Genomic DNA, 25,691 nt, shown 5'->3' on the forward strand with positions numbered 1-25,691 from the left:
ACCTGATCCCGTCTTGCGCTTCGCTCAGGCGAAGGTCTTGGCGAAAGCGTCGATCTCGGCCTTCAGCTTGGCGCGCAGATCATCCGACAGCGCCTTTTCGTTGCGGATGGCTTCGAGAACGTCCTTGCCGGCCGCACGCATGTGGCTGAGCAGGCCATGCTCGAACTTGCCGACCTGGTTGACCGGCAGCTTGTCGAGATAGCCGTTGACGCCGGCGAAGATCACCGCGACCTGCTCTTCCGTCTTCAGCGGCGAGAACTGCGGCTGCTTCAGAAGTTCGGTCAGGCGCGAACCGCGGTTGAGCAGGCGCTGCGTGGCGGCGTCGAGATCCGAGCCGAACTGCGCGAAAGCCGCCATTTCGCGGTACTGCGCGAGCTCGCCCTTGATCGAGCCGGCGACCTGCTTCATTGCCTTGATCTGCGCGGCGGAGCCGACGCGGCTGACCGACAGACCGACATTCACCGCGGGACGGATGCCCTGGAAGAACAGGTTGGTTTCGAGGAAGATCTGACCGTCGGTGATCGAGATCACGTTGGTCGGGATGTAGGCCGACACGTCGTTGGCCTGCGTTTCGATGATCGGCAAAGCGGTCAATGAACCACCGCCCAGATCGTCGTTGAGCTTGGCTGCGCGCTCAAGCAGGCGCGAGTGCAGGTAGAAGACGTCGCCGGGATACGCTTCGCGGCCCGGCGGGCGGCGCAGCAGCAGCGACATCTGGCGATAGGCGACGGCCTGCTTCGACAGATCGTCATAGCTGATCAGCGCATGCATGCCGTTGTCGCGGAAGTACTCGCCCATGGTGGCGCCGGCGAACGGCGCCAGGAACTGCATCGGCGCCGGGTCGGAAGCGGTGGCGGCGATGATGATCGAGTATTCGAGCGCGCCGCGCTCTTCCAGCACCTTGACGAACTGCGCGACGGTCGAGCGCTTCTGGCCGACGGCGACGTAGACGCAGTAGAGCTTTTCCTTTTCGGGGCCGTTGTCGTGCACCGACTTCTGGTTGAGCATCGTGTCGAGGATGATGGCGGTCTTGCCGGTCTGGCGATCGCCGATGACCAGCTCGCGCTGGCCGCGGCCGACCGGGATCAGCGCATCGATGGCCTTGAGGCCGGTCGACATCGGCTCGTTCACCGATTTGCGCGGAATGATGCCGGGCGCCTTGACGTCGACGCGCTTGCGCTCGACTGCCTTGATCGGGCCCTTGCCGTCGATCGGATTGCCGAGCGCGTCGACGACGCGGCCGAGCAGGCCGGGACCGACGGGAACGTCGACGATGGCGCCGGTGCGCTTGACGATGTCGCCTTCCTTGATGTCGCGGTCGGCGCCGAAGATGACGACGCCGACATTGTCGGCTTCGAGGTTGAGCGCCATGCCGCGGATGCCGCCGGGGAATTCGACCATTTCGCCGGCCTGGACATTGTCGAGGCCGTAGACGCGGGCGATGCCGTCACCGACGGACAGCACCTGTCCAACTTCGGAGACCTCGGCCTCCTTGCCGAAATTCTTGATCTGGTCTTTCAGAATTGCGGAAATTTCCGCGGCGCGGATGTCCATCAGCCGACCTCTTTCAGTGCAAGCTTGAGCGAATTGAGTTTGGTTTTGAGCGACGTATCGATCTGGCGCGAGCCCATCTTGACCACCAGCCCGCCGAGCAGCGACGGATCGACGGTGACGGAGATGGCCACGTCCTTGCCGGCAACGCTCTTCAGCGCGGCCTTGAGTTCGGTCTGCTGGGCAGCCGTCAGCTCGTGAGCCGACGTCACTTCAGCAGCGGTTTCGCCACGATGTTCGGCGGCGATCTGGCGGAACGCCCTGATCATGCCGGGAATGGCGAACAGCCGGCGGTTTCTGGCGACGACGCGCAGAAAATTGCCGGTGAGCCCGGTGATCCCGGCCTTGTCGGCGATCGCCGCGATGGCTTTGGCCTGGTCCTCGCTGGAGAACACCGGGCTGTTGATCAGCCGGGTAAGGTCCGCGCTGCCCGCGAGCATGGCTTCGAAGCTGTTGAGATCGGCTTCGACCTTGGCGACGGAATTTGCCTGCAGGGCGAGTTCGAACAGCGAACCCGCATAGCGTTCTGCGACACCTGAGATTGGCGATGACGATTGAGCCACGGACCGTCTTTTCTCTTGTCTGACAGGCCGTAGATTGTTGGCGCGAGCAAAAACTCTGGCTAAATCTTTGACCTTACTGCATTTTTTCGAGCACGGAGGCGCGGCTTCCGCTATCCCCGGCCGAAAGTCGATTGCCGTCTAGCACAGGCATTTTAAGACCGCAATGCGTCGTTCCGCATGGTTTTCAGGCACTATTGTCGCATCCGGCGAAAGTCACCCGTCTTCCATCGCGGAATACCCAACGATTCAAGGCAGAAAGCCGAAGGCAAAGGCGAGCGGCAACGCCGCCAGCACCAATTCCACCACGATGGAAACCCAATTGAAAGGCGTGTTGGCGCCATCCGACATCATCGACAGCAGCCGGCCAAAAGCGGTGAACAGCCAGGAGAAGCCGAGCGCCATGTAGATCAGCGGCTGCGCCAGCAGGATACAGCACAGGCCGACACCCAGATAGAAGCCCGACATCCTGCCGCGCCCCTCGGCGATCGCCGCCGCCTTCTCGGGCTTGACCTGCAAGCGCAGGGCACGGAAGGCGAGGCTGGGTGCCAGAAAGAACAAAAGCCCGAGCAACACGGTGACGACGGCGCTCGACCATGCCAGCCATTCGCCCTGGCTCGTCGGCCACGGAAGCGCAAAATCCATCTTGTCCCCTCGAATGCCTGTTTTGAAATTCCGGGCATTCTAGCGAAGGAAAGAAACGACGCCAGATGGAGTCCGGCAATTTGCGGAAGCCTGTCAGCCCAGCGCGAATTCGACCGCCGCCTCGGCATGGATGCGCGTCGTATCGAAGACCGGGATGTCGAAGTCCTGCTGACCGATCAGCATGGTGATCTCGGTGCAGCCCATGATGACGCTGTCGGCGGCCTCTTCGCGGCGCAGGCGTTCGGTCTCGGCGATATAGGCAACCTTGGAGGCTTCGGTGACGATACCCTGGCACAATTCCTCGTAGATGACGCGATGGACCATGTCGCGCCCGGTAGCATTGGGGACGACGGGCCGCAGGCCGTATTTGTCGGCGAGCCGGCTCTTGTAGAAATCCTGCTCCATGGTGAACCGCGTCGCCAGCAGTGCCGGGCGCTGCATGCCGGCGCGCTTGACCGCGACCGCCGTGGCGTCGGCGATGTGGATCAGCGGGATCGACACCGACGCCTGCACCTGGTCGGCCAGTTTGTGCATGGTGTTGGTGCACAGAAGCAAGCCTTCCGCGCCGCCCGCCTCGAGCTTGCGCGCCGCTTCGACAAGAAGCACGCCGGCGCCGTCCCAGTCGCCACGATGCTGCCGCTCGGCGATTTCGGTGAAGTCGAACGACCACAGCAGCAATTTGGCCGAATGCAGCCCGCCCAGCCGCTCGCGCACGACCTCATTCAGCAGGCGATAGTAGATGGCGGTCGATTCCCAGCTCATGCCGCCCAGAAGGCCAAGGGTTTTCATAAGGGCTGTTCCTTTGCTGGGTAATCCCGATATCATAAACACACGAGACTATAAGGGAGGTCGTCGTGAAAACTATTGAGCTTCGGCAGGCCAAGGCGAGACTCTCGGCAATCGTCGAGGCCGCAGGAAACGACGAGCCAACCATTGTCACGAGAAACGGCAGGCCGACCACCATGGTCATTCCGGTTGCTGAAGGGCGAAAGCTTTATCCGCAAGACAGCCAGGAAAATTTCGGGGACTTTTTGCTTCGGTATCCGGGCGGCATCGAACTTGAGCGAAATGAATCGCCATTGAGGGACGTCGAATTTTGATCCGCTCTCGATGAACCCATTTGCCGAGAGTGGCCGACGGCGTTCAACTTACAAAAAGCTCTGCGGGTCGATGTCGACCTGCACCCTGACCGAGCCGCGCTGCTTCGGCCCGTTGGCCAGCATGGTGCGGATAAAGCCTTGCATGTCGGCGCGCCGCTCGCCCTGGATCAGCAGGCGGAAGCGGTGACGGCCGCCAAGCAGGGACAGCGGCGCCTCGGCCGGGCCGAGCACGAACACGTCGGTGGCCTCGGGCGCGGCGCGGCGCAGGCCGCGCGCATGGCCCTCGGCTTCGGCCCGCGTCACCGCGCTGACGATGACACCGGCCAGCCGGCCGAAGGGCGGCAGGGCGGCCCGCTCGCGCTCGGCGATCTCGCGCTCGTAAAACGCCTCGGCGTCGCCGGAGACGATCGCCCGCATCACCGGATGCTCGGGCTGGAAGGTCTGCAGCAGGCCAAGGCTCTTCTTGCCGGTGCGGCCGGCGCGGCCGGTCACCTGGCTGAGCAGCTGGAAGGTGCGCTCGGCGGCGCGCGGATCGCCATTGGCAAGACCGAGATCGGCGTCGACGACGCCCACCAGCGTCATGTTGGGGAAATTGTGGCCCTTGGCGACGAGCTGTGTGCCGATGACGATGTCGGCCTCGCCATTGGCGATCGCCTCCAGCTCCAGCCGCAGCCGCCGCACGCCGCCCATCAGGTCGGACGACAAAACGATGGTGCGCGCGTCGGGAAAATGCGCGACGACCTCTTCGGCGATGCGCTCGACACCTGGCCCGCAGGCGACCAGATGATCGAGCGTGCCGCATTCCGGGCAGGCTTCGGGGCGGCGCTCATTGTGCCCGCAATGATGGCAGACGAGCTGGCCGCGAAACCGGTGCTCGACCAGCCAGGCCGAGCAGACCGGGCAGCCGAAGCGGTGTCCACAGACCCGGCACAGCGTCAGCGGGGCATAGCCGCGCCGGTTGAGGAACAGCAGCGACTGCTCCTTCCTCTCCAGCGTCTGGCGCATCTGGTCGAGCAGCACCGGTGACAGGAAGCCGCCGCGCGCCGGGGGTGCCCGGCGCATATCGACTGCCTTGAGATGGGGAAGCGCCGCCTCGGCGAAACGGGCAGAGAGGACGGCTCTGTTGTATTTGCCTTGGCTCGCATTGACGCGGCTTTCAACCGATGGCGTCGCCGATGCCAGCACCACCGGAAAACTGCCGATATGACCGCGCACCACTGCCATGTCGCGCGCATTGTAGAAAACACGGTCTTCCTGCTTGTAGGCAGGGTCGTGCTCCTCGTCGACGACGATCAGGCCGAGCTCCTTGAACGGCAGGAACAGCGCCGAGCGCGCGCCGGCGACGACCCGCACGCCGCCTTCCGCCACTTGCCGCCAGACTTTTTCGCGCATCCTGGGCGGCAGGTCGGAATGCCATTCGCCCGGCTTGGCACCGAAGCGCTGCTGGAAGCGCTCGAGAAAGGCATGCGTCAGCGCGATTTCCGGCAGCAGGATCAACACCTGCTTGCCCTGGTCGAGCGCGGCCGCCACCGCCTCGAAATAAACCTCCGTCTTGCCCGATCCGGTGACGCCGTCGAGCAGCGCGACGTTGAACACGCCGGCTGCGACATTGGAGCGCAGCATCAGCGCGGCGTCGCGCTGGTCCGGCATCAATTCCGGTATGGCGTAGCTGGAATCGGGTGCCGCCACGACCGGGCGCGGCGGGATCATCACCGTCTCGAACACGCCTTGCGCCCTCAGGCCGTCGATCACCGTCGACGACACGCCGGCAGCATGGGCGAGGCCGGACCGCGTCCAGGCCAGCCCGCCTTCAGCCGTCTCCAGCACACGCTCTCGGGCAGCCGTCATCCGATCGGGTGCGAGAAGCGTGCGCTGCAGCCCCTCGATCCATGGTTCGGGATCGAATGCTTCGGGTGCCCTGAGCAGCATGCGCGCCACCATGCCCGGTGGCGACAGCGTGTACTGCGCCACCCAGTCGACGAAGCGGCGCATCGCGCGATCGATCGGCGGGCAGTCGAAGACCTGTTCGATGGGGCGCAGCTTTTTCGCGTCGACCTTCTCGACGGCGCCATCCCAGACGATGCCGGCGACCTGGCGAGGGCCGAGCGGCACGCGCACGATCGAGCCCGGCACCACGCGCATGCCGGCGGGCACGGCATAGGTGTAGGGGCGTTCGGCGGGCATCGGCACCAGCACCGGTGCGGCCGCGACAAAGGGCGAATCTTCGATCATGAGGCGTGACCTTGCCCTGACTTTGGTCTAGATCAAAGGCCGACCCCGAATGTGCATGGCATGCACATAAAAATCTTCAGGAGACCCGCCATGAAATTTTTTGTCGACACCGCCGACATCAAGGATATCCGTGAGCTGAACGATCTGGGACTGCTCGACGGCGTCACCACCAACCCGTCGCTGATCCTCAAATCGGGCGGCAAGATCGCCGACGTCACCAGGCAGATCTGCGATATCATCGAGGGTCCGGTCTCGGCGGAGGTCGTGGCGACCGAATTCAAGGACATGATGGCGGAGGCCGAGGTGCTGGCCAAGATCGCGCCCAATGTCTGCATCAAGGTACCGTTGACGCTCGACGGACTGAAGGCCTGCAAGACGATCCGCACCCAGATGAACCGTATGGTCAACGTCACGCTGTGCTTTTCGGCCAACCAGGCGCTGCTGGCGGCCAAGGCCGGCGCGTCGTTCATCTCGCCCTTCGTCGGCCGCGTCGATGACACCGGCTCGGACGGTATGGAGCTGATCCAGGAAATCCGGCAGATCTACGACAATTACGATTTCCAGACCGAGATCCTCGTCGCTTCGGTTCGCACCGTGAACCATATCAAGCAGGCCGCCCTGATCGGCGCCGATGTCGTTACCGCGCCGCCGGCGACCCTGAAGGCGCTGGTCAACCATCCGCTGACCGACAAGGGCCTCGCCGCTTTCCTCGCCGACTGGGCAAAGACCGGCCAGAAGATCGGCTGAGGTCACACCGTTTTCAACAGCAAAAAGGCCGGGCAACCGGCCTTTTTTCATATGCGCTTCAAACGACCTGCCTATCAATCCGTGCCATCGTCGACAGGCGTGCTCGCCTGCTGGCGCCGGCCCATGATGATTTCGCGTTTGCCGACATGGTTGGGGGCGCCGACCAGCCCTTCCTTTTCCATCCGCTCGACCAGGGATGCGGCGCGGTTGTAGCCGACGCCGAGGCGGCGCTGGATGTACGACGTCGAACACTTCTTGTCGCGCACCACCACCTTGACCGCCTCGTCGTAGATTGCATCACTGTCCTCGGCTGCAACCGATCCCTTGTCGAACACCGCGCCCTGGTCGGCTTCGGCTTCTTCCTCATCCTCTTCGGCTGTCACGGTTTCCAGATATTCAGGCCGGCCCTGAGCCTTCAGATGCGCCACGACGTGCTCGACCTCCGCATCTGAAACGAAGGGACCATGCACGCGGGAAATGCGCCCCCCACCCATCATGTGCAGCATGTCGCCCTGGCCGAGCAGCTGTTCGGCGCCCTGCTCGCCAAGGATGGTGCGGCTGTCGATCTTTGATGTTACCTGGAAGGAAATCCGGGTCGGGAAGTTGGCCTTTATCGTACCCGTGATGACGTCGACCGAGGGGCGCTGCGTTGCCATGATCAGGTGAATGCCGGCAGCGCGCGCCATCTGTGCCAGACGCTGGATCGCGCCTTCGATCTCCTTGCCGGCGACCATCATCAGGTCGGCCATCTCGTCGACGATGACGACGATGTACGGCATCGGCGCAAGGTCGATTTCCTGCTGTTCGAAAAGCGGCTCGCCGGTGCCCTTTTCGAAGCCGGTCTGCACGGTCATGACGACCGTCTCGCCCTTGTCGCGGGCAGCGGCTGCGCGCTCATTGTAGCCATCGATGTTGCGCACGCCGAGCCGCGCCATCTTGCGGTAGCGGTCCTCCATCTCGCGCACCGCCCATTTCAGCGCGGTGACGGCTTTTTTGGGGTCCGTGACGACGGGCGTCAGAAGATGCGGGATGCCGTCATAGACGGAGAGCTCGAGCATCTTGGGATCGACCATGATCAGCCGGCATTCTTCCGGCTTCAGCCGGTAGAGCAACGACAGGATCATGGTGTTGATGGCAACCGACTTGCCGGAGCCGGTGGTTCCGGCCACGAGCAGGTGAGGCATCTTCGCCAGCTCGGCGATAACAGGCTCACCGCCGATCGTCTTGCCCAGACAAAGCGCCAACTTGCAGCTGGTCTTGCGGAAGCCCTCCGATTCGATCAGCTCGCGGAAATAGACGGTTTCGCGCGTCTCGTTCGGAAGCTCGATGCCGATGACGTTGCGGCCAGGCACGACCGCGACGCGCGCCGAAATCGCTGACATGGAGCGGGCGATATCATCGGCAAGCCCGATGACCCGAGAGGATTTGACGCCCGGCGCCGGCTCGAACTCATAGAGCGTGACGACCGGGCCGGGGCGAACATGAATGATCTCGCCGCGCACACCGAAATCCTCGAGCACGCTTTCCAGCAAATCGGCGTTCTGCTCGAGCCGCTCCTGCGACATATAGAAGCCTTGTCCCTCCGGTGGCTGTTGCAACAGGTCTTCCGGGGGAAGCTCATAGGGATCGCCCGATTTTGATGGCACAGTTTTGCCGGTCCGAGGCAAGCGTGAAGAAGGACGCGCGGTCGCCACCCTGATAGTGGCGTCTCCACTTGCGAGGGCGGGCACGGGAACGGCATCGCGCGCCGCAGCGGGGATTGCAGCGGGCTGGGCCTTCAGTGACGCGTTGCTCGCTGGCACTTCAGCCTGGGCGAGAGCCTCGTTCGAGGTTGCCGGCCAAACATCCGGCAACGGCTTCGAGGCTTGGCCTGGAAGACATTCGATGACGCGAAACAGCGAGGTGGCATCGGTCACTATCGGCGGGCGGATGCCGACCCACGCAGCGGCGACAGGCACCGCGGCGACCGGTGCAGGCGAGGCTGGGCTGGCCTGCCGGGCCTGTGACGAAACATCGACCAGATAGGGTGCCATGGCCTCGAAGAAGGCGTGATCCGAAAGATAGGGCCAGCGCGGCTTTTCGGCAGTGGCCGGTTTGATCGGCGCGCCCGGAGCGGCAATCCCGCGCGCGGAAGCTCGTCCCGTTGCGGCCGTCACCGGCGGCACCGGAGCAACGACGCGCGCGTTCTCCCTGGCGCGCCCCGGGGGAACGAAAGCCGCGGTCCGCGGTGACGGCCTTTGCGCGGCTCCTCGGTCGGCCAGCGGCTGGGAGGCGTGGCTTTTCACCGACGCCGGCAATGCCAGGAGCGAGGGCGCGGAGGATGCCTCGTCGACCATGGGTTGCACGACTGCCTGCTGCGTTGGGAGCGCGTCTGCATCGCCTTGCTCGACAACACGCTCGTGCCGCGGGCGATGCTTCTTGGCCTCATAGTCTGGTGTGCGGGTAAAACGCACGTTGGGCGCGAGGAAGAAATATTCTTGCCAGGCAGGACTTTCGATATCGCCGACTTTCGAAGGCGCCTCCTTCGAGCTACCCCTCGGCTCCATATAGGGCCGCTTGTTGCCGCCGAGATCGACAACCGGCGCGGAATAGCCGGCCTGGTGTGTGCCGGGCCGCCGGCCGTCCAGTCCCGTGTGAGCCGGACGATCAAGATTGCCTGCCGCAGCTGAAGACGTTCGCTGCCCGCCCTTGTCGCCGATGCCGTCGTAACGCTTCACCTCGGGATCATCGGGCGACGCTGCCTTCAGTAAATTGACCCGGGAAAAACGCCTGGCTTCCATTCTCAAGACTCACTCTGAAATGTCTGCCGAGCAATAGGGAGCGAGTGGTTAACAGTTGCTTCCCGGATGGATCGGCAACGATCCTTGGGCAGCGAAATCGTCGTGACAAACCTTTGCGGACGACGCCGCCGGATCGTCATCTCACAGCGCACGCCGGTGGCGCGATCTGCTCGCTGTGCCGTGGGGAGTTTGATGATGCTTGGGCGCTAGACCGATAAGCCGCGCTAGCCGGCCTTCGCGTGCCTGACCAGATCCTGGGCGATGGACAGTTGCAGCGCTTCGGCCAGTTCGCGCGCGGCGCGATTCTCGGCATCGATCTGCGCCCGGTACGCGGCGAACTCCTGACGCGGCCTGTCGAACGACGAGGTGATCGAACGCTTGCCGGATGCGATGACCACACCGGACTTCGCGTCGGACAGCGTATAGTTGCCAGTCAGCGTCACGGAACCGGCGGTCGGTTCGTCCTCGTTGGTTCCCACCTGCACAAGCGCCGCTGATTCGACGGCTTCGGTCACGCCGAGATTGAGCGAATAGGCCGGTGAGGCCGGCTCGCCGGCACCTCGTCCAAACCCGAAAATCAGATTGTTGCGCACCTGCTGGGCATAACGCGAGCCGACCGGCTTGATGGCGATCGAAGCCAGTTCGGCGCTGGCGCTCGCCTGCGAACCCGACAGCGCCGCGCTCGAATAGAGCGGCCGCACCGTGCAGGCCGAGACAAGCGCGAGCGAGCCGACCAGGCCGGCGAACGCGATATGGCGCAGCACACGGCTCAGCCCTGTCTTTTCCTGATCAGGCAACGACATTGACGATCCTCTGCGGCACGATGATCACCTTGCGCGGAGCCTTTCCTTCGAGCGCTTTCTGCACGAAGTCGAGAGCCAATACCGCTTTTTCGACAGCACCTTGGTCCGCGTCGCGGGCAATTGTCAAATCTCCCCGCTTCTTGCCGTTGACCTGCACCGGATAGGTGACTTCGTTGTCGACGACCAGCGCCGGATCGAACACCGGCCACGGCCGTTCGGCAACCAGATCGGTGCCGCCGAGCGTTTCCCAGCACTCCTCGGCCAGATGCGGCATGACCGGTGCGATCAGATGCACCAGAACCTCCACGGCCTGCCGGCAGGCGCCTTTCAGCACCGCTTCGGCCTTGCCTTCGGCCACCTCATTGAGCGGCGTGGTCAGCGCGTTGGCCAGTTCGTAGATACGGGCGATGGCGCGGTTGAAAGCGAGCTTCTCGATATCCTCGCCGACCGCCTTCAGGATCTTGTGCGCGGCCTTGGAAACCACAACGGCCTCGCCGCTGTCAGCCGCCGTTGGCTCGATGCCGGCCAGCGTCTCGGCCGCCGTCGACACCAGGCGCCAGATGCGCTGGATGAAGCGATGCGCGCCGGCGGCGCCTTCGTCGGTCCACTCGACGTCGCGCTCTGGCGGTGAATCCGACAGCATGAACCAGCGCGCCGTGTCGGCGCCGTAGCCATCGGTGATGTCTTCCGGACTGACCGTGTTCTTCTTCGACTTCGACATCTTTTCGAGCGGACCGATCGTCGCCGTCTCGCCCGTAGAGATCTCGATGGCGCGGCGCTTGCCGTCGACGTCCTCCAGCCGAACCTCGGTGGGCGCCAGCCAGCGGCCATTCGATGCCGAGCCGACGCGGTAGGTCTCGTGCACCACCATGCCTTGCGTGAACAGGCCCTTGAACGGCTCGGCCAGATCGACATGGCCGGCCTCACGCATGGCGCGGGTGAAGAAGCGCGAATAGAGCAGATGCAGGATCGCGTGCTCGATGCCACCAATATACTGGTCGACCGGCAGCCATTCATTGGCCGCCATGGGATCCGTCGGCTCATGCGCCCAGGGTGCGGTGAAGCGGGCAAAATACCAGGACGAATCGACGAACGTATCCATCGTGTCGGTTTCGCGCCGCGCATCCTTGCCGCAGCGCGGACATTTCACATGGCGCCATGTCGGATGCCGGTCGAGCGGATTGCCCGGCCGGTCGAAATCGACATCGTCGGGCAGCTTGACCGGCAGGTCGGCCTTCGGCACCGGCACCACGCCGCAATCCTCGCAATGGATCATCGGAATCGGGCAGCCCCAGTAGCGCTGGCGCGAAATGCCCCAGTCGCGCAGGCGGAAATTCACCTTGCGCTCGGCCATCGGCCGGTTGCCGATGGTCTTCCGTTCCAGCAGTTTCGCCACCTCGTCGAAAGCCTGATCCGGCTTCATGCCGTCGAGGAAGCGCGAATTGATCATCACGCCGTCGTCGACATAGGCTTCATCGATGATCTGGAAACTCGCCGGATTCTCACCCTCCGGCATCACCACCGGGATCATCGGCAGGCCGTATTTGTTGGCGAAGTCGAGGTCGCGCTGGTCACCGGACGGACAGCCGAAAATGGCGCCGGTGCCGTATTCCATCAGCACGAAATTGGCGACGTAGACAGGCAGCGTCCATGTGTCGTCAAACGGGTGAACAACCCGGACGCCGGTATCAAAACCCTTCTTCTCAGCCGTCTCCAGCGCCGCCGCGGAGGTGCCCACATGGCTGATATCCTCGATGAACTTGGCCAGCGCCGGATTGCTCTCGGCGGCCTTCTTGGCCAGCGGATGATCGGCGGCGACGGCCATGAAGGAAGCGCCGAAAATGGTGTCGGGCCGTGTCGTATAGACTTCCAGCTCATGCTCGCCACCGGCAGCATCCGCCAGCGGCCAGCGGATCAGCAGGCCTTCCGAGCGGCCGATCCAGTTCTGTTGCATCAGCTTCACTTTTTCCGGCCATTCGTCGAGGCCCTCAAGCGAATCCAGCAGGTCCTGCGCGAAGTCGGTGATCTTGAAGAACCACTGCGTCAGTTCGCGCTGTTCGACCAGCGCGCCCGAGCGCCAGCCGCGTCCGTCGATGACCTGCTCGTTGGCGAGCACGGTCATGTCCTCCGGGTCCCAATTGACCTTGGAGGATTTGCGCGTCACCAGCCCCTTCTCGACGAAATCGAGGAACAACATCTGCTGGCGGTGGTAGTAGTCGACGTCGCAGGTGGCGAATTCGCGCGCCCAGTCCAGCGACAGGCCCATGACCTTGAGCTGCTCGCGCATGGTGGCGATGTTCTGGTAGGTCCATTGCTTGGGATGGACCTTATTCTGCATCGCCGCGTTCTCGGCCGGCATGCCGAAGGCGTCCCAGCCCATCGGGTGCAGCACGTTGAAGCCCTTGGCCCGCTTGTAGCGCGCCACGACGTCGCCCATCGTGTAGTTACGGGTATGGCCGATATGGATGCGCCCCGACGGATAGGGGAACATCTCCAGCACGTAGTATTTCGGGCGCGGATCGTCATTGTGCGCTTCGAACAGCTTCTTGGCGTCCCAGGCCTTCTGCCATTTGGGCTCTGACGCGCGCGGATTGTATCGTTCGGTTGCCATGGGATTATTTTCACTTAAAAGCATGCGCGAACCGCGGGCGACGGCTCGGCAGTTCAGGGAATGTGGTCCGGGTGTTCACCATGGTTTGGCAAACCCGTCAACCATATGGGTATCGCGTCTGACAAAAACGCGGGCCAAAACAGCGGGATTTACATATGGGCGACGCCGTTCAGCGGTTTTTCACGGTCAAGGCCAAGATTGCTGCGGCAGAACACGAGGCTGGCCGCCAAGCTGGCGCGGTGACGCTGGTCGCGGTTTCCAAGACTTTTGACACCGCCGATATACGCCCGGTCATCGAGGCCGGTCAGCGCGTCTTCGGCGAAAACCGGGTGCAGGAAGCGCAAGGCAAATGGCCGGCGCTGAAGGAGGCTTTCCCGGATATCGAACTGCATCTGATCGGTCCGCTGCAATCCAACAAGGCCAAGGAAGCGGTGACGTTGTTCGATGTCATCGAGACGGTCGATCGCGAGAAGATCGCCGCCGAACTGGCCAAGGAGATTGCCAGGCAACGCCTGGCACCAAAACTCTACGTCCAGGTCAACACCGGTTCCGAGCCGCAGAAGGCCGGCATCGAGCCGCGCGAGGCCGTCGCCTTCGTCGCCCGCTGCCGCGATGTGCATGGCCTCGCCATCGAAGGCCTGATGTGCATCCCGCCGGCCGACGAAAATCCCGGTCCGCACTTTGCCCTGCTGGAGAAGCTTGGCCAAGAGGCCGGCGTCGCCAAACTGTCGATGGGCATGTCCGGCGACTACGAGACGGCGATCGCCTTCGGCGCCACCAGTGTCCGGGTTGGTTCGGCGATCTTCGGAGCTAGGTAGCCGCGTCATGGCACCGCATTGCGAAGTCGGTGGCGTTCCCTAATTCCAGCAGGGAACCCGAGCGACCATCATGGCCGTTCCTTTGCAATGTCGAAGGAGGCATCATGAGCAACCAACACGCCCACCAAGGGCAGCAGCCCAGTGACCGGCCTCACAACAGGCATGTCTCCGACAGCTGCATTCAGACGTCTATCTTGCGATGGCCGGGCTTGCCGGATGGTATGCGCTGTCTGCCTGGGTGGGTTTCGGCGGCAGCAGCTACGCCGACTACCTTCTTGTCGTCATGACAGGATTCCTCGTCATCGCGGTGGCGCTGCCGGCGATCGCCGGACATATTCGGCATCGGCGCCGGCTTTGGACACCCTCGAACGTCGGCAGTTTCGAGGATTGGATCGCTGGCGAATTCGATCTCGGCCAGGGCAACCGCGTCACCACCAAGCGAGCGCTGCTTGAAATTCTGCTGCCGCTCGCCGCCGTCGCTTTCGGCATGACGGCTTTCGCGATCGTGGCGCTGCTGGCCGGCTGAACGCCGGCAGGCACTATCGACGCCCGGCCAGATGAGGAATTTTTTGAGCAAGGGCTGGAAACGAAACGTTCCGTTCCTATTTACTCGGATGTTACAGCACTCTCTGGAGCTCGACCATGCATTACAACCAGCTTGGAAATACGGGGATGTTCGTCTCCGAACTATGCCTCGGCACCATGACGTTCGGTGCCGCCGGTGAAAATGCCCAATGGGGCCTGATCGCCAGCCTCGACCAGAAGGGCGTCAACGAGATCGTCGCCCGCTCGCTCGCCGCCGGAGTCAATTTCTTCGATACCGCCGACGTCTACTCCTTCGGCCAGTCCGAACGGCTGCTCGGCCAGTCGCTCAGGGATCTCGGCGTCGACAGACAGAACGTGGTCATCGCCACGAAGGTCCACGGCGCCATGGGTGACGGCCCCAACCAGCGCGGCTCGTCGCGCGGCCACATCATGGACTCGGTCGACGCCAGCTTGGAGCGGCTGCAGCTCGACCATATCGATCTCTATCAATTGCACGGCACCGACACGGTGACGCCGATCGACGAGACGCTGCGGGCGCTCGACGACCTCGTTGCCAGCGGCAAGGTCCGCTATGTCGGTGTCTCCAACTGGCAGGCCTGGCGCATCGCTAAGGCGCTCGGCATCGCCGACCGTAAGGGTTTTGCTCGTTTCGAGACCGTCCAGTCGTATTATTCGATCGCCGGTCGCGACCTTGAACGCGAAATCGTGCCGCTGCTCAATGAGGAGAAGCTCGGCCTGATGGTGTGGTCGCCGATGGCCGGCGGACTGCTGTCGGGCAAATACGGCCCCGGTGCACCGGGCAATGGCGAAGGACGCCGCGCTTCCTTCAACTTCCCACCGGTCAACGAGGACCGTGCCTGGGCGGCTGTCGCCGTCATGCGCGAGATCGCCAAAAAGCATGACGTGAGTGTCGCCACCGTGGCGCTCGGCTATGTCCTGGCCAAGCCTTTTGTGATGAGCGTCATCATCGGTGCGAGCCGCATGGAGCAGCTGGAGCAGAATCTTGCGGCGACACGGCTGGAGCTCGACACCGATGATCTCGTCCGCCTCGATGAGATCAGCGCCTTGCCGGCCGAATATCCCGGCTGGATGCTGGAGCGTCAGGCCGCGGGCCGACGCCCGGCCCCGTTCTCGCCGAAAGCATAACGCGGCCAACGCCGACATCTCGGGAGCCCATGGGCTCCCGAGTACCAGTCAGCTCAGCCGAACGTTTTCCCCGAGAAAATCGAGAAAGGCGCGCACCCGCGCTGGCAGATGCCGGCCTTGGCCGACATAGACGGCGTGGGTGGCCTCCTCGTCGCCTGGATTGAAATCCTCGAGCATCGGCACCAGCCGTCCGACAGCTATATCGGCCGCCACATGCCAGCGGGCCAGCCGGGCGATGCCCGCGCCCGCCAGCGCCATCAGCCGCATCGCCTCGCCATCGCTCACCAGCGTGTTGCCGATGATTGGAACCATGATGGAATTGCCGGCCGCATCGAGAAAAGGCCAGCCGTCGAGGTGCCGCACGAAACCGAAGCCCATGCGGTTGCGGCTGTCGAGATCGGCCGGTGTCGGCGGCGTGCCGTGCGTTTCGAGGTATGAGGGCGCCGCGACGACGACCACCGGACTTTGCCCAAGCTTGCGCGCCATCAGCCGTGATTCGCTGAGCGGCCCGGCACGAATGGCGACATCGGCACGTTCCGCCATCAGGTCGATGACGCTGTCGCTCAGCACCAGATCGACCGAAATCTCGGGGTAGCGCTCGAGGAAGCGCGGCAGAAGCGGGATCAGCCGGTGCACTCCGAAGGGCACATAGCTGTTGACGCGCAGCCGTCCGCGCGGTGCCGCACCCGCCGCGGCCTCCTGCTCGGCCGCCGCCATGTCGGCGAGAATGCGCAGGCCGCTTTCGTAGAACGCGGTGCCTTCCGGCGTCAGCTGCAGTTTTCGCGTCGAACGGCTGACCAGCCGCGCGCCCAACCGGGCCTCCAGCCGCGCGATCAGTTTGCTGACCGCCGACGGCGTCATCCGCAATGCGCGTGCGGCGGAGGAAAAACTACCTTCCTCGACGACACGCACGAACACTTCGATCTCGCCGGAGCGATTGACGTCGGGTCTAGCCATCTGTGAATCTATTTCACAGAAAATGTGCCCGAGGCAAGTCTGGTTCACAATGCATGGCAACACGATCTTTCGGGTCGGGGCGCGGGACGGCGCTCGTCGCCATCGAAATGGAAACCGCCATGCCTCTTGCTCTCTACGCGCTCGCCGCCGGTGCCTTCGGCATCGGTGTCACCGAATTTGTCATCATGGGTCTGCTGCTCGATGTCAGCAAGGATCTCGGCGTCTCGATCTCGGCCGCCGGCCAGCTCATTTCGGGCTACGCGCTCGGCGTCGTCATCGGCGCGCCCTTGCTGACCATCGCCACCGGCAACTGGCCGCGCAAGACCGTGCTTCTGGCGCTGATGGCGATCTTCACGCTCGGCAATCTCGCCTGTGCGCTGGCGCCGGACTACTGGACGCTGATGGGCGCCCGCGTCATCACCGCCTTTGCCCATGGCACCTTCTTTGGCGTCGGCTCCGTGGTCGCCACCGGGCTGGTCGCGCCTAACAAGAAGGCCTCGGCGATCGCGCTCATGTTCACCGGCCTGACCATCGCCAACATCCTCGGCGTGCCCTTCGGCACGTGGCTCGGCCAAGCCTTTGGCTGGCGGGCGACCTTCTGGGCGGTGACATTGGTCGGCCTGGCGGCCTTCGCCGTCATCCTGGCTCTGGTGCCGCGCAGCCGGACGGCGCCCGAAAAGAGCGATTTGCGCGCCGATCTCGCCGTCCTGCGCCGCGCGCCCGTCCTGCTCGGCCTCGCCACCACCGTGCTCGGCTATGCCGGTGTCTTCGCCGTCTTCACGTACATCGCCCCGTTGCTGACCGAGATAAGCGGCTTCAAGGAAGCGGCGGTATCGCCGATCCTGCTCGTCTTCGGCGGCGGTCTCATCGCCGGCAATCTCGCCGGCGGCAAGGTCGCCGACCGCTGGCTGGTGCCCGCCGTGCTGGGCAGTCTCGTGGTGCTGGCGATGGTGCTCGCAACCATGACCTTCGCCATCCACAGCCAGGTGATGGCCGTCATCTATGTCGGGTTGCTGGGTGCTGCCGCCTTCGGCACCGTGGCGCCGCTGCAAATGTGGGTGCTGGACAGGGCGCAAGGTGCCGGCCAGAGTCTCGCCTCGTCCTTCAACATCGCCGCCTTCAATCTCGGCAACGCCGCGGGCGCCTGGCTTGGTGGTGCGGTGATTGCGCATGGCCTTGGCCTTGGTTCGCTGACCTGGGTCGCCGCCCTGCTGCCGCTCGCGGCGCTCGCCGTGGCGGGCTTGGCATTGCGTCTCGATCGCATCGCCACGCTCGGCGCGCCTGCCTCCGTCCGGTCGTGAATACCTAAACCGGATCGCTTTCGACACCCTTTTTTCCACACCACCAGGAGCAAGAAAATGGACTATCGACGCCTCGGTGCATCGGGCCTGAAAGTGCCCGCACTCTCATTTGGCGCGGGAACCTTTGGCGGTTCCGGCCCGCTGTTCGGCGCCTGGGGCAACAGCGATGCCAGGGAAGCGCGGCGGCTGATCGACATTTGCCTCGAGGCCGGCGTCAACCTGTTCGACACCGCCGACGTCTATTCGAACGGCGCTTCGGAAGAGGTCCTTGGCGAAGCGATAAAAGGCCGCCGCGATGCAGTGCTGATCTCGACCAAGACTTCGCTGCCGATGGGCGACGGTCCGGCCGATTACGGCTCGTCGCGTTCGCGGCTGATCAAATCCGTGGACGATGCGCTCAGGCGCCTCGGCATCGAATACATCGACCTTTTGCAGCTGCACGCCTTCGATGCCGGCACGCCGATCGAGGAGGTGCTGTCGACGCTGGACGAACTCGTGCGCGCCGGCAAGCTGCGCTATGTCGGCGTCTCCAATTTCTCCGGCTGGCAAGTGATGAAGTCGCTGGGAGAAGCCGACAAGCACGGCTACCCGCGTTATGTCGCGCATCAGGTCTACTATTCACTGGTCGGCCGCGATTACGAATGGGAACTGATGCCGCTTGGCCTCGACCAGGGCGTCGGCGCGCTGGTGTGGAGCCCGCTCGGCTGGGGCCGCCTGACCGGCAAGATCCGCCGTGGCCAGGCTTTGCCGGAAAAGAGCCGGCTGCACGACACAGCAAGCTTCGGGCCACCGGTCGAGGACGAGCATCTCTACCGGATCATGGATGCCCTTGACGCGGTGGCCGAAGAAACCGGCAAGACCGTGCCGCAGATCGCCATCAACTGGCTGCTGCAGCGCCCGACCGTGTCATCCGTCATCATCGGCGCCCGCAACGAGGAACAGTTGCGCCAGAATCTCGGCTCCGTCGGCTGGAGTTTGACGCCGGATCAGATGAAGAAGCTCGACGCGGCGAGCGAAGTCACCGCGCCCTACCCGTATTTTCCCTATCGCCGCCAGGAAGGTTTCGCCCGGCTCAACCCGCCGGCGGTTTGATATCGTGATCGTTCGTGTCGGCGGAACGTTCGAGATTGGCCGATGCTTCCCCAACTTCGTCATCCCTGAGCGAAGCAGGAGCGAAGCTCCGTCGCGGAGACCCTGGGATCCATTCCGTGACGGCTGTCGAGGAATGCGACGGAGCAGATTCTGGACCGCAGCAACGCTCTGAAATCGCGGCATGGATCCTCGGGTCTGCGCTGCGTCGCTACGCTCCTTGCTCCGCCCGTGGATGACGAAGATGATGGGCGTTTCCGCCAATCGCCAAGGTATGCGGTTCGCTGGCGTCAAACTTCTGCGCCAAGAAACTAATGCAGCACGAACTCGCCGTCGACCTTCCGCCATTCGTTCGGTGCGATCAGCTTCTGGTGTGTGTAGCTGATCGAATGCAGCGGCCCGTCCAGCTCGGCCTTCCAGAATTCGATGAACTTGATCAGCACCGGAAACTTCGGCGCCAGATCGTAGTCTTGCCAGATGAAGCTCTGTAGCAGATGCGGGTGGTCGGGAAAATGATAGAGAATCTTGGCCGTGGTCAGGCCATAGCCTTTGAACATCAGATCCATTTCGGAATGGTCGCGCATGGCGGTCCCCTTGGGCGGTCTCTGGTTGAGTCTCCTTTCCTCCCAACGTCAGATTGTGCGCGCCGTTGCTTAACTGTCTATTGATTTTTCCTGATCGAAAACGGGTTTTCCGCGCGAAAACATGCAGTTAGCAGCGAGCCGAACTGAGTGCTGACAGCCCTGGAGAAAGTCCCTGCGGCATCCCGCCACGCGAATCCAACGTCTAATATTGCGATGGCGGACGAACTGGTAATAATGCCGCCGAATTCGCGGCGGCTTTGCCGCGATCCCGCCGGCGTTTCAAGTCGGCGGATCGGTTTGGGAGGAAAGTCAGGAATGTCCGAGGCTCATGTCCATCGCGTCCAGCCGGCGTGGAAGAAAAACGCGCTGATCGACAATGACACCTACCTGAAATGGTATGCCGACAGCGTCAAGAACCCGGACAAGTTCTGGGGCAAGCACGGCAAGCGCATCGACTGGTTCAAGCCCTACGGCAAAGTCAAGAACACCTCCTTCGATGGCAAGGTCTCGATCAAATGGTTCGAGGATGGGCTGACCAACGTCTCGGTCAACTGCATCGACCGGCACCTGAAGAAGCGCGGCAACCAGACCGCCATCATCTGGGAAGGCGACAATCCCTACGACGACAAGAAGATCACCTACAACGAGCTTTACGAGCACGTCTGCCGGCTTGCCAATGTGATGAAGAAGCACGGCGTCAAGAAGGGCGACCGCGTCACCATCTACATGCCGATGATCCCGGAAGCCGCCTATGCGATGCTGGCCTGCACGCGCATCGGCGCCATCCACTCCATCGTCTTCGGCGGCTTTTCGCCGGATGCACTGGCTGGCCGCATCGACGATTGCAAGTCGACCTTCGTTATCACCGCGGACGAGGGCCTGCGTGGAGGCAAGCCGATCCCGTTGAAGGACAACACCGACAAGGCGATCGAGATCGCCGCGAAGGCCGGAACGAAAGTCGAAAAGGTGGTGGTCGTGCGCCGCACCGGCGGCAAGACCGGCTGGGTGGCCGGACGCGACGTCTGGTACCATGACGAGGTCGCGACGGTTAAGGCCGAGTGCAAGCCCGAGAAGATGAAGGCCGAGGATCCGCTGTTCATCCTCTACACCTCGGGCTCGACCGGCAAGCCGAAGGGCGTGCTGCATACCACTGCCGGCTACCTCGTCTACGTCTCGATGACGCACCAATATGTCTTCGATTACCATGACGGCGACATCTACTGGTGCACCGCCGATGTCGGCTGGGTGACCGGCCACAGCTACATCGTCTACGGCCCGCTCGCCAACGGCGCCACCACGCTGATGTTCGAAGGCGTACCGAACTATCCGTCGCAGTCGCGCTTCTGGAACGTCATCGACAAACACAAGGTCAACATCTTCTATACCGCGCCGACGGCGCTGCGCGCGCTGATGGGCGCCGGCGATGCACATGTCACCAAGACGTCGCGCAAGTCGCTGCGCGTGCTGGGTTCGGTCGGCGAGCCGATCAACCCGGAAGCCTGGGAGTGGTATTTCAACGTCGTCGGCAACGGCAAGGTGCCGATCGTCGACACCTGGTGGCAGACCGAGACCGGCGGCATCCTGATCACGCCGCTGCCTGGCGCCACCGATCTCAAGGCAGGTTCGGCGACGCGGCCGTTCTTCGGCGTCAAGCCGCAGTTGGTCGACGGCGAAGGTAAGGTGCTGGAGGGTGCCGCCGACGGCAATCTCTGCATCTCCGATTCCTGGCCCGGCCAGATGCGCACCGTCTATGGCGACCACGACCGCTTCATCCAGACCTATTTCTCGACCTACAAGGGCAAGTACTTCACCGGCGACGGCTGCCGCCGTGACGCCGACGGCTATTACTGGATCACCGGCCGCGTCGATGATGTCATCAACGTCTCCGGCCATCGCATGGGCACGGCGGAAGTCGAATCCGCGCTTGTCAGTCACGACAAGGTTTCGGAAGCCGCCGTCGTAGGCTATCCGCACGATATCAAGGGCCAGGGCATTTACTGCTACGTCACGCTGATGGCCGGCGAGCAGCCGAGCGAGGAATTGCGCAAGGAGCTGATCGCCCATGTCCGCAAGGAGATCGGTGCCATCGCTTCGCCCGACAAGATCCAGTTCGCGCCCGGCCTGCCGAAGACCCGCTCGGGCAAGATCATGCGCCGCATCCTGCGCAAGATCGCCGAGGATGATTTTTCGGCACTCGGCGACACCTCGACGCTGGCCGATCCGGCCGTCGTCGACGACCTGATCGCCAACCGGCAAAACAAGAAGGCTTGATGCAAACCAGGACCGCACTGGGTTCCGTCACCGAGCTTTGGCGTTATCCGGCGAGTTCGCTCGCCGGCGAGCGGCTCGACGCGATCCTTGTCGGCTCGGAAAGCATCGACGGCGACCGCTTGTTCGGCCTTGTCGACGCGTCCGACAACGAGATCGCACGACCGGACCGCGAGGCGAAGTGGCACAAGGTGCCGCGCATCCGGACCCGATTGTCGCCTGGCCGCGAACTCGAGATCGCCGTTCCGAACGGCGACTGGCTGGCTGCGCCGGGTATCGAGAGCGACCGCGCGGTATCGGCCTATCTTGGCTTCGAGGCCTCGATCCGGCCGTTTCGCCGGGAGAACGCCGCCTCGGGCTATTCCGGCCCGCTGACGGCGGAACGCTATCGCAAGGCCCCGATCCATCTTCTGACCACGGCTTCACTGGCCCGCTTGAAGGCGCTGCATCCGGAAGGGGCCACCGACCCACGCCGCTTCCGCCCCAACATCGTCGTCGACATGGCGGCAATCGAAGGGTCGTTTCCCGAGACGGAATGGATCGGCCGCAAGCTTGCCATCGGTGATCTCCTGCTAACCATCTCGGAACCGTGCCGCCGCTGCGGTTTCACCATCATCGCCCAGGATGGCTTCGACAACGATCCGGCGATCCTGCGCAATCTGGTTCGCCACAACGCGCACAATCTCGGCGTCTATTGCACGGTCGACCGGCCGGCCAGCATCGAGATCGGCGACATGATGCGCTTCCGGTAAGCTACCGATACAGATCCGCCCGCGTCGGCGGCAAGCCGCTCGGGCCACGCGCGCGCTTGGTGGCAACGGTCTGGAAAATCTGCGCCGAGGCGCGCTCGAAGGTGATCGAACAGCCGGTCAGGTAGAGCAGCCACAGGCGTGCCTTCGGCTCGCCCACCTCGGCGATTGCCTCACCGAAGCGTGCGTGCAGGCGCTCGGCCCACAGCCTGCAGGTGCGGGCGTAGTGCTCGCGCAGGTTCTCGACATCGTAGACGAGAAAACCATGGGCCTCGAGATTGCCGAGCGTCATGCCGATGGTGTCGAGTTCGCCGCCGGGGAAGATGTATTTGATCAGCGCCTTGTATTCCGGTCCTTTGCGCAAGGTCTTTTTCATATCGCCCTTGCTGCGCCTGGTGATGGCGTGATGCAGGTAGATGCCACCCGGATTGAGCAGGCGATGAACGGTCGAGAAATAGGCCGCATGATTGGCAAGGCCGAGATGCTCGAACATGCCGATTGACGATATCTTGTCGAACGAGCCGGAGAGTTCGGCATAGGATTTTATCTCGATGGTGATGCGGTCCTCCAGCCCTTCTGCGCGGATGCGCTCACGGGCAAGATTGGTCTGCGCCTCCGACAGCGAGACACCGTGGCCGATGACGCCATAGTTCTTCGCGGCATGGATGAGCATCGCTCCCCAGCCGCAGCCGATGTCGAGCAGCCTTTCGCCGGGCTTCAGCCGGAGCTTGCGACAGATATGGTCGAGCTTGTCGATCTGGGCTTGATCGATGCTGTTGGCGAAATCCTTGAAGTAGCCGCAGCTGTAGACCATGCGCTCGTCGAGGAAGAGCCGATAGAAAGCGTTCGAGATGTCATAGTGATGCTGGATCGCTTCCTGGCTTGAACCGCTGACGAAGGGATTGCGTCCCGAAAGATCGGTCCGCGCCGTCATCTGCTTTCGCGAAAACAGAACTGCCGGCAGGTCTCGCAGGATCGCCAGCTTCGGCAGCGATTTGAGCTTCGTCCTCAACTTGCCCTGCGAAGGCAGCGCGTAGAAGTCGAATAGCGATCCCTCTTCGATGTCGACGGTCTTGGAAATCCACATTTCGATCAGCGTCGACAAGGTGGGGTGGCGGACCATCTGCCAGACGATGTCCTGGTCGTTGATGGTGAGCACGGGGCCGGTGACGGGGCCGATCCGTTCGCCGGTCCACAATCTGACCGCGAAGCCTGGCTTCAACGTCTCGATGATCGTTCGAACGATCCGAGCTGCCCTCTCGGCTGCCTCCATGCCGCTTTCCTCCCAGACCATGGCGTGGTCCGGCAGTTTGCCCGTCAGCTCGGCTGGTCGCAACCCACCTCGGGCTCGGGAGCTGCCTGGATGGCTTTTTCAAACCGACGCCTTGTCTTTTGCTGCAACGCACCCCATCATGAGGGTGTGTTCAACAAATCGAAAGGAGGTGATCCGATGTCGAGTGATTTCGTTTTCCAGAACGTGGCCTCAGCGGATTGCACTTTCGGGAAGCAGTCTTCCCGTTAAGGCGCGAGATGCGCGGCGGGTGACCTGTGTCATCGCCATAGGGCCGCGCCACGGACGGAAACACGGAAGGCCGCCAGCTTCGCGAGAAGCGGCGGCCTTTTCCGTTTGGGCGATCACGACTGAACCGCAGTTCTTGAGAGCTTATTTGGCAACGGTGACCTTCTCGATGTTCCGGACGATGTCATCGAACGCCTGCTTCAGTTCCGCACCGGTTGCGGCCTCGTAATAATGCTTCAGCGAGGATGTGTCCGCCGTGGAGCAATCCTGGAGCACGCTTTTCGCCTGGTCCCGTTCGGTCGCCGTCATGGTCGGATCGTTCAGGTCGAAGCCTATCGTGAAGATTTCGATGCCGTCGCGCTTCATGGCATCGCAGATACCTTCGGCATTGCCACGCGACATCTGGCCCGCGTTCTGTGATTTTGACGCCCCGCTACCGCCGGCGAACGCTGTATTGAACTGGCCGTCCGTCATCAGGATGGCGACCTTGGCGACCTTCCTCTTGTCGAAATTGGCGGGACCCGCACCGAGCCCGGCATTGACGATCGTCGGGCGCCACGACGGCGAAAGCATGTAGTAGCCCCACTGCACGGCGATGCCGCCGGCGGTCACGCCTGCCGCGCTGAAATCGTCGATCGTGTCGAGCAGTTTCTCCTCGTCGGCCGACAACGGGATGAGCTCCGGCGTCGGGCACGTTCTCATGCGATCATCCCGATTGATTCTAGCCAGATACTCTTTGCCGTTGTTGTCCCACCGCGACGTGTAAGGCCCGTCGGATGACGTGTCGGCATAGCCATCCTTGTCCTTGCGCTCGTTGGCACATTTGTCCGGCGCGGGTGTCACCGACGCCGAAACGGGAGCATCCACAGGCGGCGGCAGATTCGGCCCGCCTCTCGTCTCGACGAAGACGCTGTCAGCGAGACCACCGGTATTCACCGCCTCGGCATAGGGAACAATCGCCACGCGCACACGTGGGTTTTTCGCATCGATGTTGTTGTCCAGCAGATCACTGACAGCTCCAGAAGCGGCACTTTGCAGATCTGCGATCTTGTTGGTCTTGGCCCATGCGTTCGGCCCCATCGAACCGGTCACATCGAGCATCATCGCCACTTCGATGGTCTTGTCCGAATAAAGTGCCGTCGTGGAAGCGGTGACGCGCTTCATGTCGCCCACGCCAAGAATCGGGAAATACAGGGCGACATCGGCATGCACGTCCGCCTCGACCGTCTTGGCCGTCCTGTCGACAATCAGCCTGTCCAGCACGATCTGGCCGGCCTGCAGGATGCCCGCCGCGCTGTTGGCGTCAAGAAAGGCCTGCACCGACCTGTTGGCGTCGCCTTCCCCGATGACGCCAGTCGTCAGATCACGTGCCGTCGACGTAACCGCGGCGTCGAGCACGCCCTGCAGGCTGGATCTGGCATTGTACAGCTGAGAGACGTTGACGGAAAAGCCAACGCCCAGCGCCAGGACCGATGTAGCAAGCCCGAACAGGACTGCGAAATTTCCACCGCGATCCCTGGCGAACCCGCCGACCGCGTGAACAAGATCCCCGTAATTCCGCATCCTACAGCCTCCGCTTGCCTCGGCCTCGTCGCCGCGGACAAGGCAATGCAGGATTCCCGCCGGACGACGCCGCTCGGCCTCCGAAAGCACGCCGCCCTTCAGCAACACATTGTTTTTGCTTG

At 63.1% G+C, this 25,691-nt stretch carries 21 protein-coding genes; 9 read left to right on the top strand and 12 right to left on the bottom strand.

The window, feature by feature from the left end:
- Positions 1-24 precede the first annotated feature (24 nt).
- From atpA to NKH19_RS05130, 4 genes are all read right to left on the bottom strand, one after another.
- A complete protein-coding gene (atpA, locus tag NKH19_RS05115; protein ID WP_352865033.1) occupies positions 25-1,554 on the bottom strand; it encodes a F0F1 ATP synthase subunit alpha in 1,530 nt (509 codons plus the stop codon).
- The gene (locus NKH19_RS05120) at positions 1,554-2,114 is read right to left on the bottom strand and encodes a F0F1 ATP synthase subunit delta (RefSeq protein WP_109664418.1); all 561 of its coding nucleotides are present in this window, start codon (positions 2,112-2,114) and stop codon (positions 1,554-1,556) included. The genes atpA and NKH19_RS05120 overlap by 1 nt, the downstream gene beginning before the upstream one ends.
- 246 nt (positions 2,115-2,360) lie before the next feature.
- On the bottom strand, positions 2,361-2,756 hold the full coding sequence (locus NKH19_RS05125; RefSeq protein WP_109664413.1) for an AGROH133_08824 family phage infection protein: 396 nt from the start codon (positions 2,754-2,756) through the stop codon (positions 2,361-2,363).
- Positions 2,757-2,849: 93 nt separating this feature from the next.
- Positions 2,850-3,545, bottom strand: coding sequence for an aspartate/glutamate racemase family protein (locus NKH19_RS05130; protein WP_352865034.1), 696 nt, complete (start codon positions 3,543-3,545; stop codon positions 2,850-2,852).
- A 65-nt stretch (positions 3,546-3,610) separates the two neighbouring features.
- Between NKH19_RS05130 and NKH19_RS05135 the strand changes: the two genes are divergently transcribed.
- Positions 3,611-3,856, top strand: a complete 246-nt coding sequence (locus NKH19_RS05135; RefSeq protein WP_352865035.1) for a type II toxin-antitoxin system Phd/YefM family antitoxin — start codon at positions 3,611-3,613, stop codon at positions 3,854-3,856.
- A 48-nt stretch (positions 3,857-3,904) separates the two neighbouring features.
- On the opposite strand, the gene NKH19_RS05140 is transcribed toward NKH19_RS05135, so the two are convergent.
- Positions 3,905-6,088 carry a primosomal protein N' gene (locus tag NKH19_RS05140; RefSeq protein ID WP_352865037.1) on the bottom strand — a complete coding sequence of 728 codons (2,184 nt, stop codon included), beginning with the start codon at positions 6,086-6,088 and terminating at the stop codon, positions 3,905-3,907.
- 90 nt (positions 6,089-6,178) lie between these two features.
- Here NKH19_RS05140 and fsa point away from each other — a divergent pair, with 90 nt between their 5' ends.
- Positions 6,179-6,835 carry a fructose-6-phosphate aldolase gene (fsa, locus tag NKH19_RS05145; RefSeq protein WP_352865039.1) on the top strand — a complete coding sequence of 219 codons (657 nt, stop codon included), beginning with the start codon at positions 6,179-6,181 and terminating at the stop codon, positions 6,833-6,835.
- A 74-nt stretch (positions 6,836-6,909) separates the two neighbouring features.
- Here the strand turns inward: fsa and NKH19_RS05150 are convergent, their stop codons facing one another.
- The 3 genes from NKH19_RS05150 to leuS form a co-directional block, all read right to left on the bottom strand.
- Positions 6,910-9,615, bottom strand: coding sequence for a DNA translocase FtsK (locus NKH19_RS05150; protein ID WP_352865041.1), 2,706 nt, complete (start codon positions 9,613-9,615; stop codon positions 6,910-6,912).
- Positions 9,616-9,839: 224 nt separating this feature from the next.
- On the bottom strand, positions 9,840-10,418 hold the full coding sequence (locus NKH19_RS05155) for an LPS assembly lipoprotein LptE (RefSeq protein WP_352865043.1): 579 nt from the start codon (positions 10,416-10,418) through the stop codon (positions 9,840-9,842).
- Positions 10,405-13,029, bottom strand: a complete 2,625-nt coding sequence (gene leuS, locus NKH19_RS05160) for a leucine--tRNA ligase (RefSeq protein ID WP_352865045.1) — start codon at positions 13,027-13,029, stop codon at positions 10,405-10,407. Before leuS ends, NKH19_RS05155 begins: the two co-directional genes overlap by 14 nt.
- Positions 13,030-13,184: 155 nt before the next feature.
- On the opposite strand from leuS, the gene NKH19_RS05165 reads away from it, so the two are divergent.
- From NKH19_RS05165 to NKH19_RS05175, 3 genes are all read left to right on the top strand, one after another.
- Positions 13,185-13,847, top strand: coding sequence for a YggS family pyridoxal phosphate-dependent enzyme (locus NKH19_RS05165; RefSeq protein ID WP_352865048.1), 663 nt, complete (start codon positions 13,185-13,187; stop codon positions 13,845-13,847).
- A 199-nt stretch (positions 13,848-14,046) separates the two neighbouring features.
- Positions 14,047-14,373, top strand: coding sequence for a hypothetical protein (locus tag NKH19_RS05170; RefSeq protein ID WP_352981889.1), 327 nt, complete (start codon positions 14,047-14,049; stop codon positions 14,371-14,373).
- A gap of 116 nt (positions 14,374-14,489) precedes the next feature.
- A complete protein-coding gene (locus NKH19_RS05175; protein ID WP_352865053.1) occupies positions 14,490-15,539 on the top strand; it encodes an aldo/keto reductase in 1,050 nt (349 codons plus the stop codon).
- 48 nt (positions 15,540-15,587) lie between these two features.
- Here the strand turns inward: NKH19_RS05175 and NKH19_RS05180 are convergent, their stop codons facing one another.
- The gene (locus NKH19_RS05180) at positions 15,588-16,496 is read right to left on the bottom strand and encodes a LysR family transcriptional regulator (protein ID WP_352865056.1); all 909 of its coding nucleotides are present in this window, start codon (positions 16,494-16,496) and stop codon (positions 15,588-15,590) included.
- Positions 16,497-16,615: 119 nt separating this feature from the next.
- Here NKH19_RS05180 and NKH19_RS05185 point away from each other — a divergent pair, with 119 nt between their 5' ends.
- Entirely contained in the window at positions 16,616-17,797 is a 1,182-nt protein-coding gene (locus NKH19_RS05185) for an MFS transporter (RefSeq protein WP_352865134.1), read from the top strand.
- Between the two features lie 57 nt (positions 17,798-17,854).
- Positions 17,855-18,889, top strand: a complete 1,035-nt coding sequence (locus NKH19_RS05190; protein WP_352865060.1) for an aldo/keto reductase — start codon at positions 17,855-17,857, stop codon at positions 18,887-18,889.
- Between the two features lie 308 nt (positions 18,890-19,197).
- Here NKH19_RS05190 and NKH19_RS05195 read toward each other — a convergent pair whose 3' ends face one another.
- Entirely contained in the window at positions 19,198-19,470 is a 273-nt protein-coding gene (locus NKH19_RS05195) for an usg protein (protein WP_352865063.1), read from the bottom strand.
- 315 nt (positions 19,471-19,785) lie between these two features.
- On the opposite strand from NKH19_RS05195, the gene acs reads away from it, so the two are divergent.
- On the top strand, positions 19,786-21,741 hold the full coding sequence (acs, locus tag NKH19_RS05200) for an acetate--CoA ligase (protein WP_352865065.1): 1,956 nt from the start codon (positions 19,786-19,788) through the stop codon (positions 21,739-21,741).
- The gene (locus NKH19_RS05205) at positions 21,741-22,490 is read left to right on the top strand and encodes an MOSC domain-containing protein (RefSeq protein ID WP_352865067.1); all 750 of its coding nucleotides are present in this window, start codon (positions 21,741-21,743) and stop codon (positions 22,488-22,490) included. Before acs ends, NKH19_RS05205 begins: the two co-directional genes overlap by 1 nt.
- Position 22,491: 1 nt before the next feature.
- On the opposite strand, the gene NKH19_RS05210 is transcribed toward NKH19_RS05205, so the two are convergent.
- Positions 22,492-23,760, bottom strand: coding sequence for a class I SAM-dependent methyltransferase (locus NKH19_RS05210; protein ID WP_352865136.1), 1,269 nt, complete (start codon positions 23,758-23,760; stop codon positions 22,492-22,494).
- Between the two features lie 390 nt (positions 23,761-24,150).
- The gene (locus NKH19_RS05215; protein WP_352865069.1) at positions 24,151-25,569 is read right to left on the bottom strand and encodes a pilus assembly protein TadG-related protein; all 1,419 of its coding nucleotides are present in this window, start codon (positions 25,567-25,569) and stop codon (positions 24,151-24,153) included.
- Positions 25,570-25,691: the final 122 nt, after the last annotated feature.

It is taken from the genome of Mesorhizobium sp. M1338 (assembly GCF_040318045.1).
Taxonomy (GTDB): Bacteria; Pseudomonadota; Alphaproteobacteria; order Rhizobiales; family Rhizobiaceae; genus Mesorhizobium.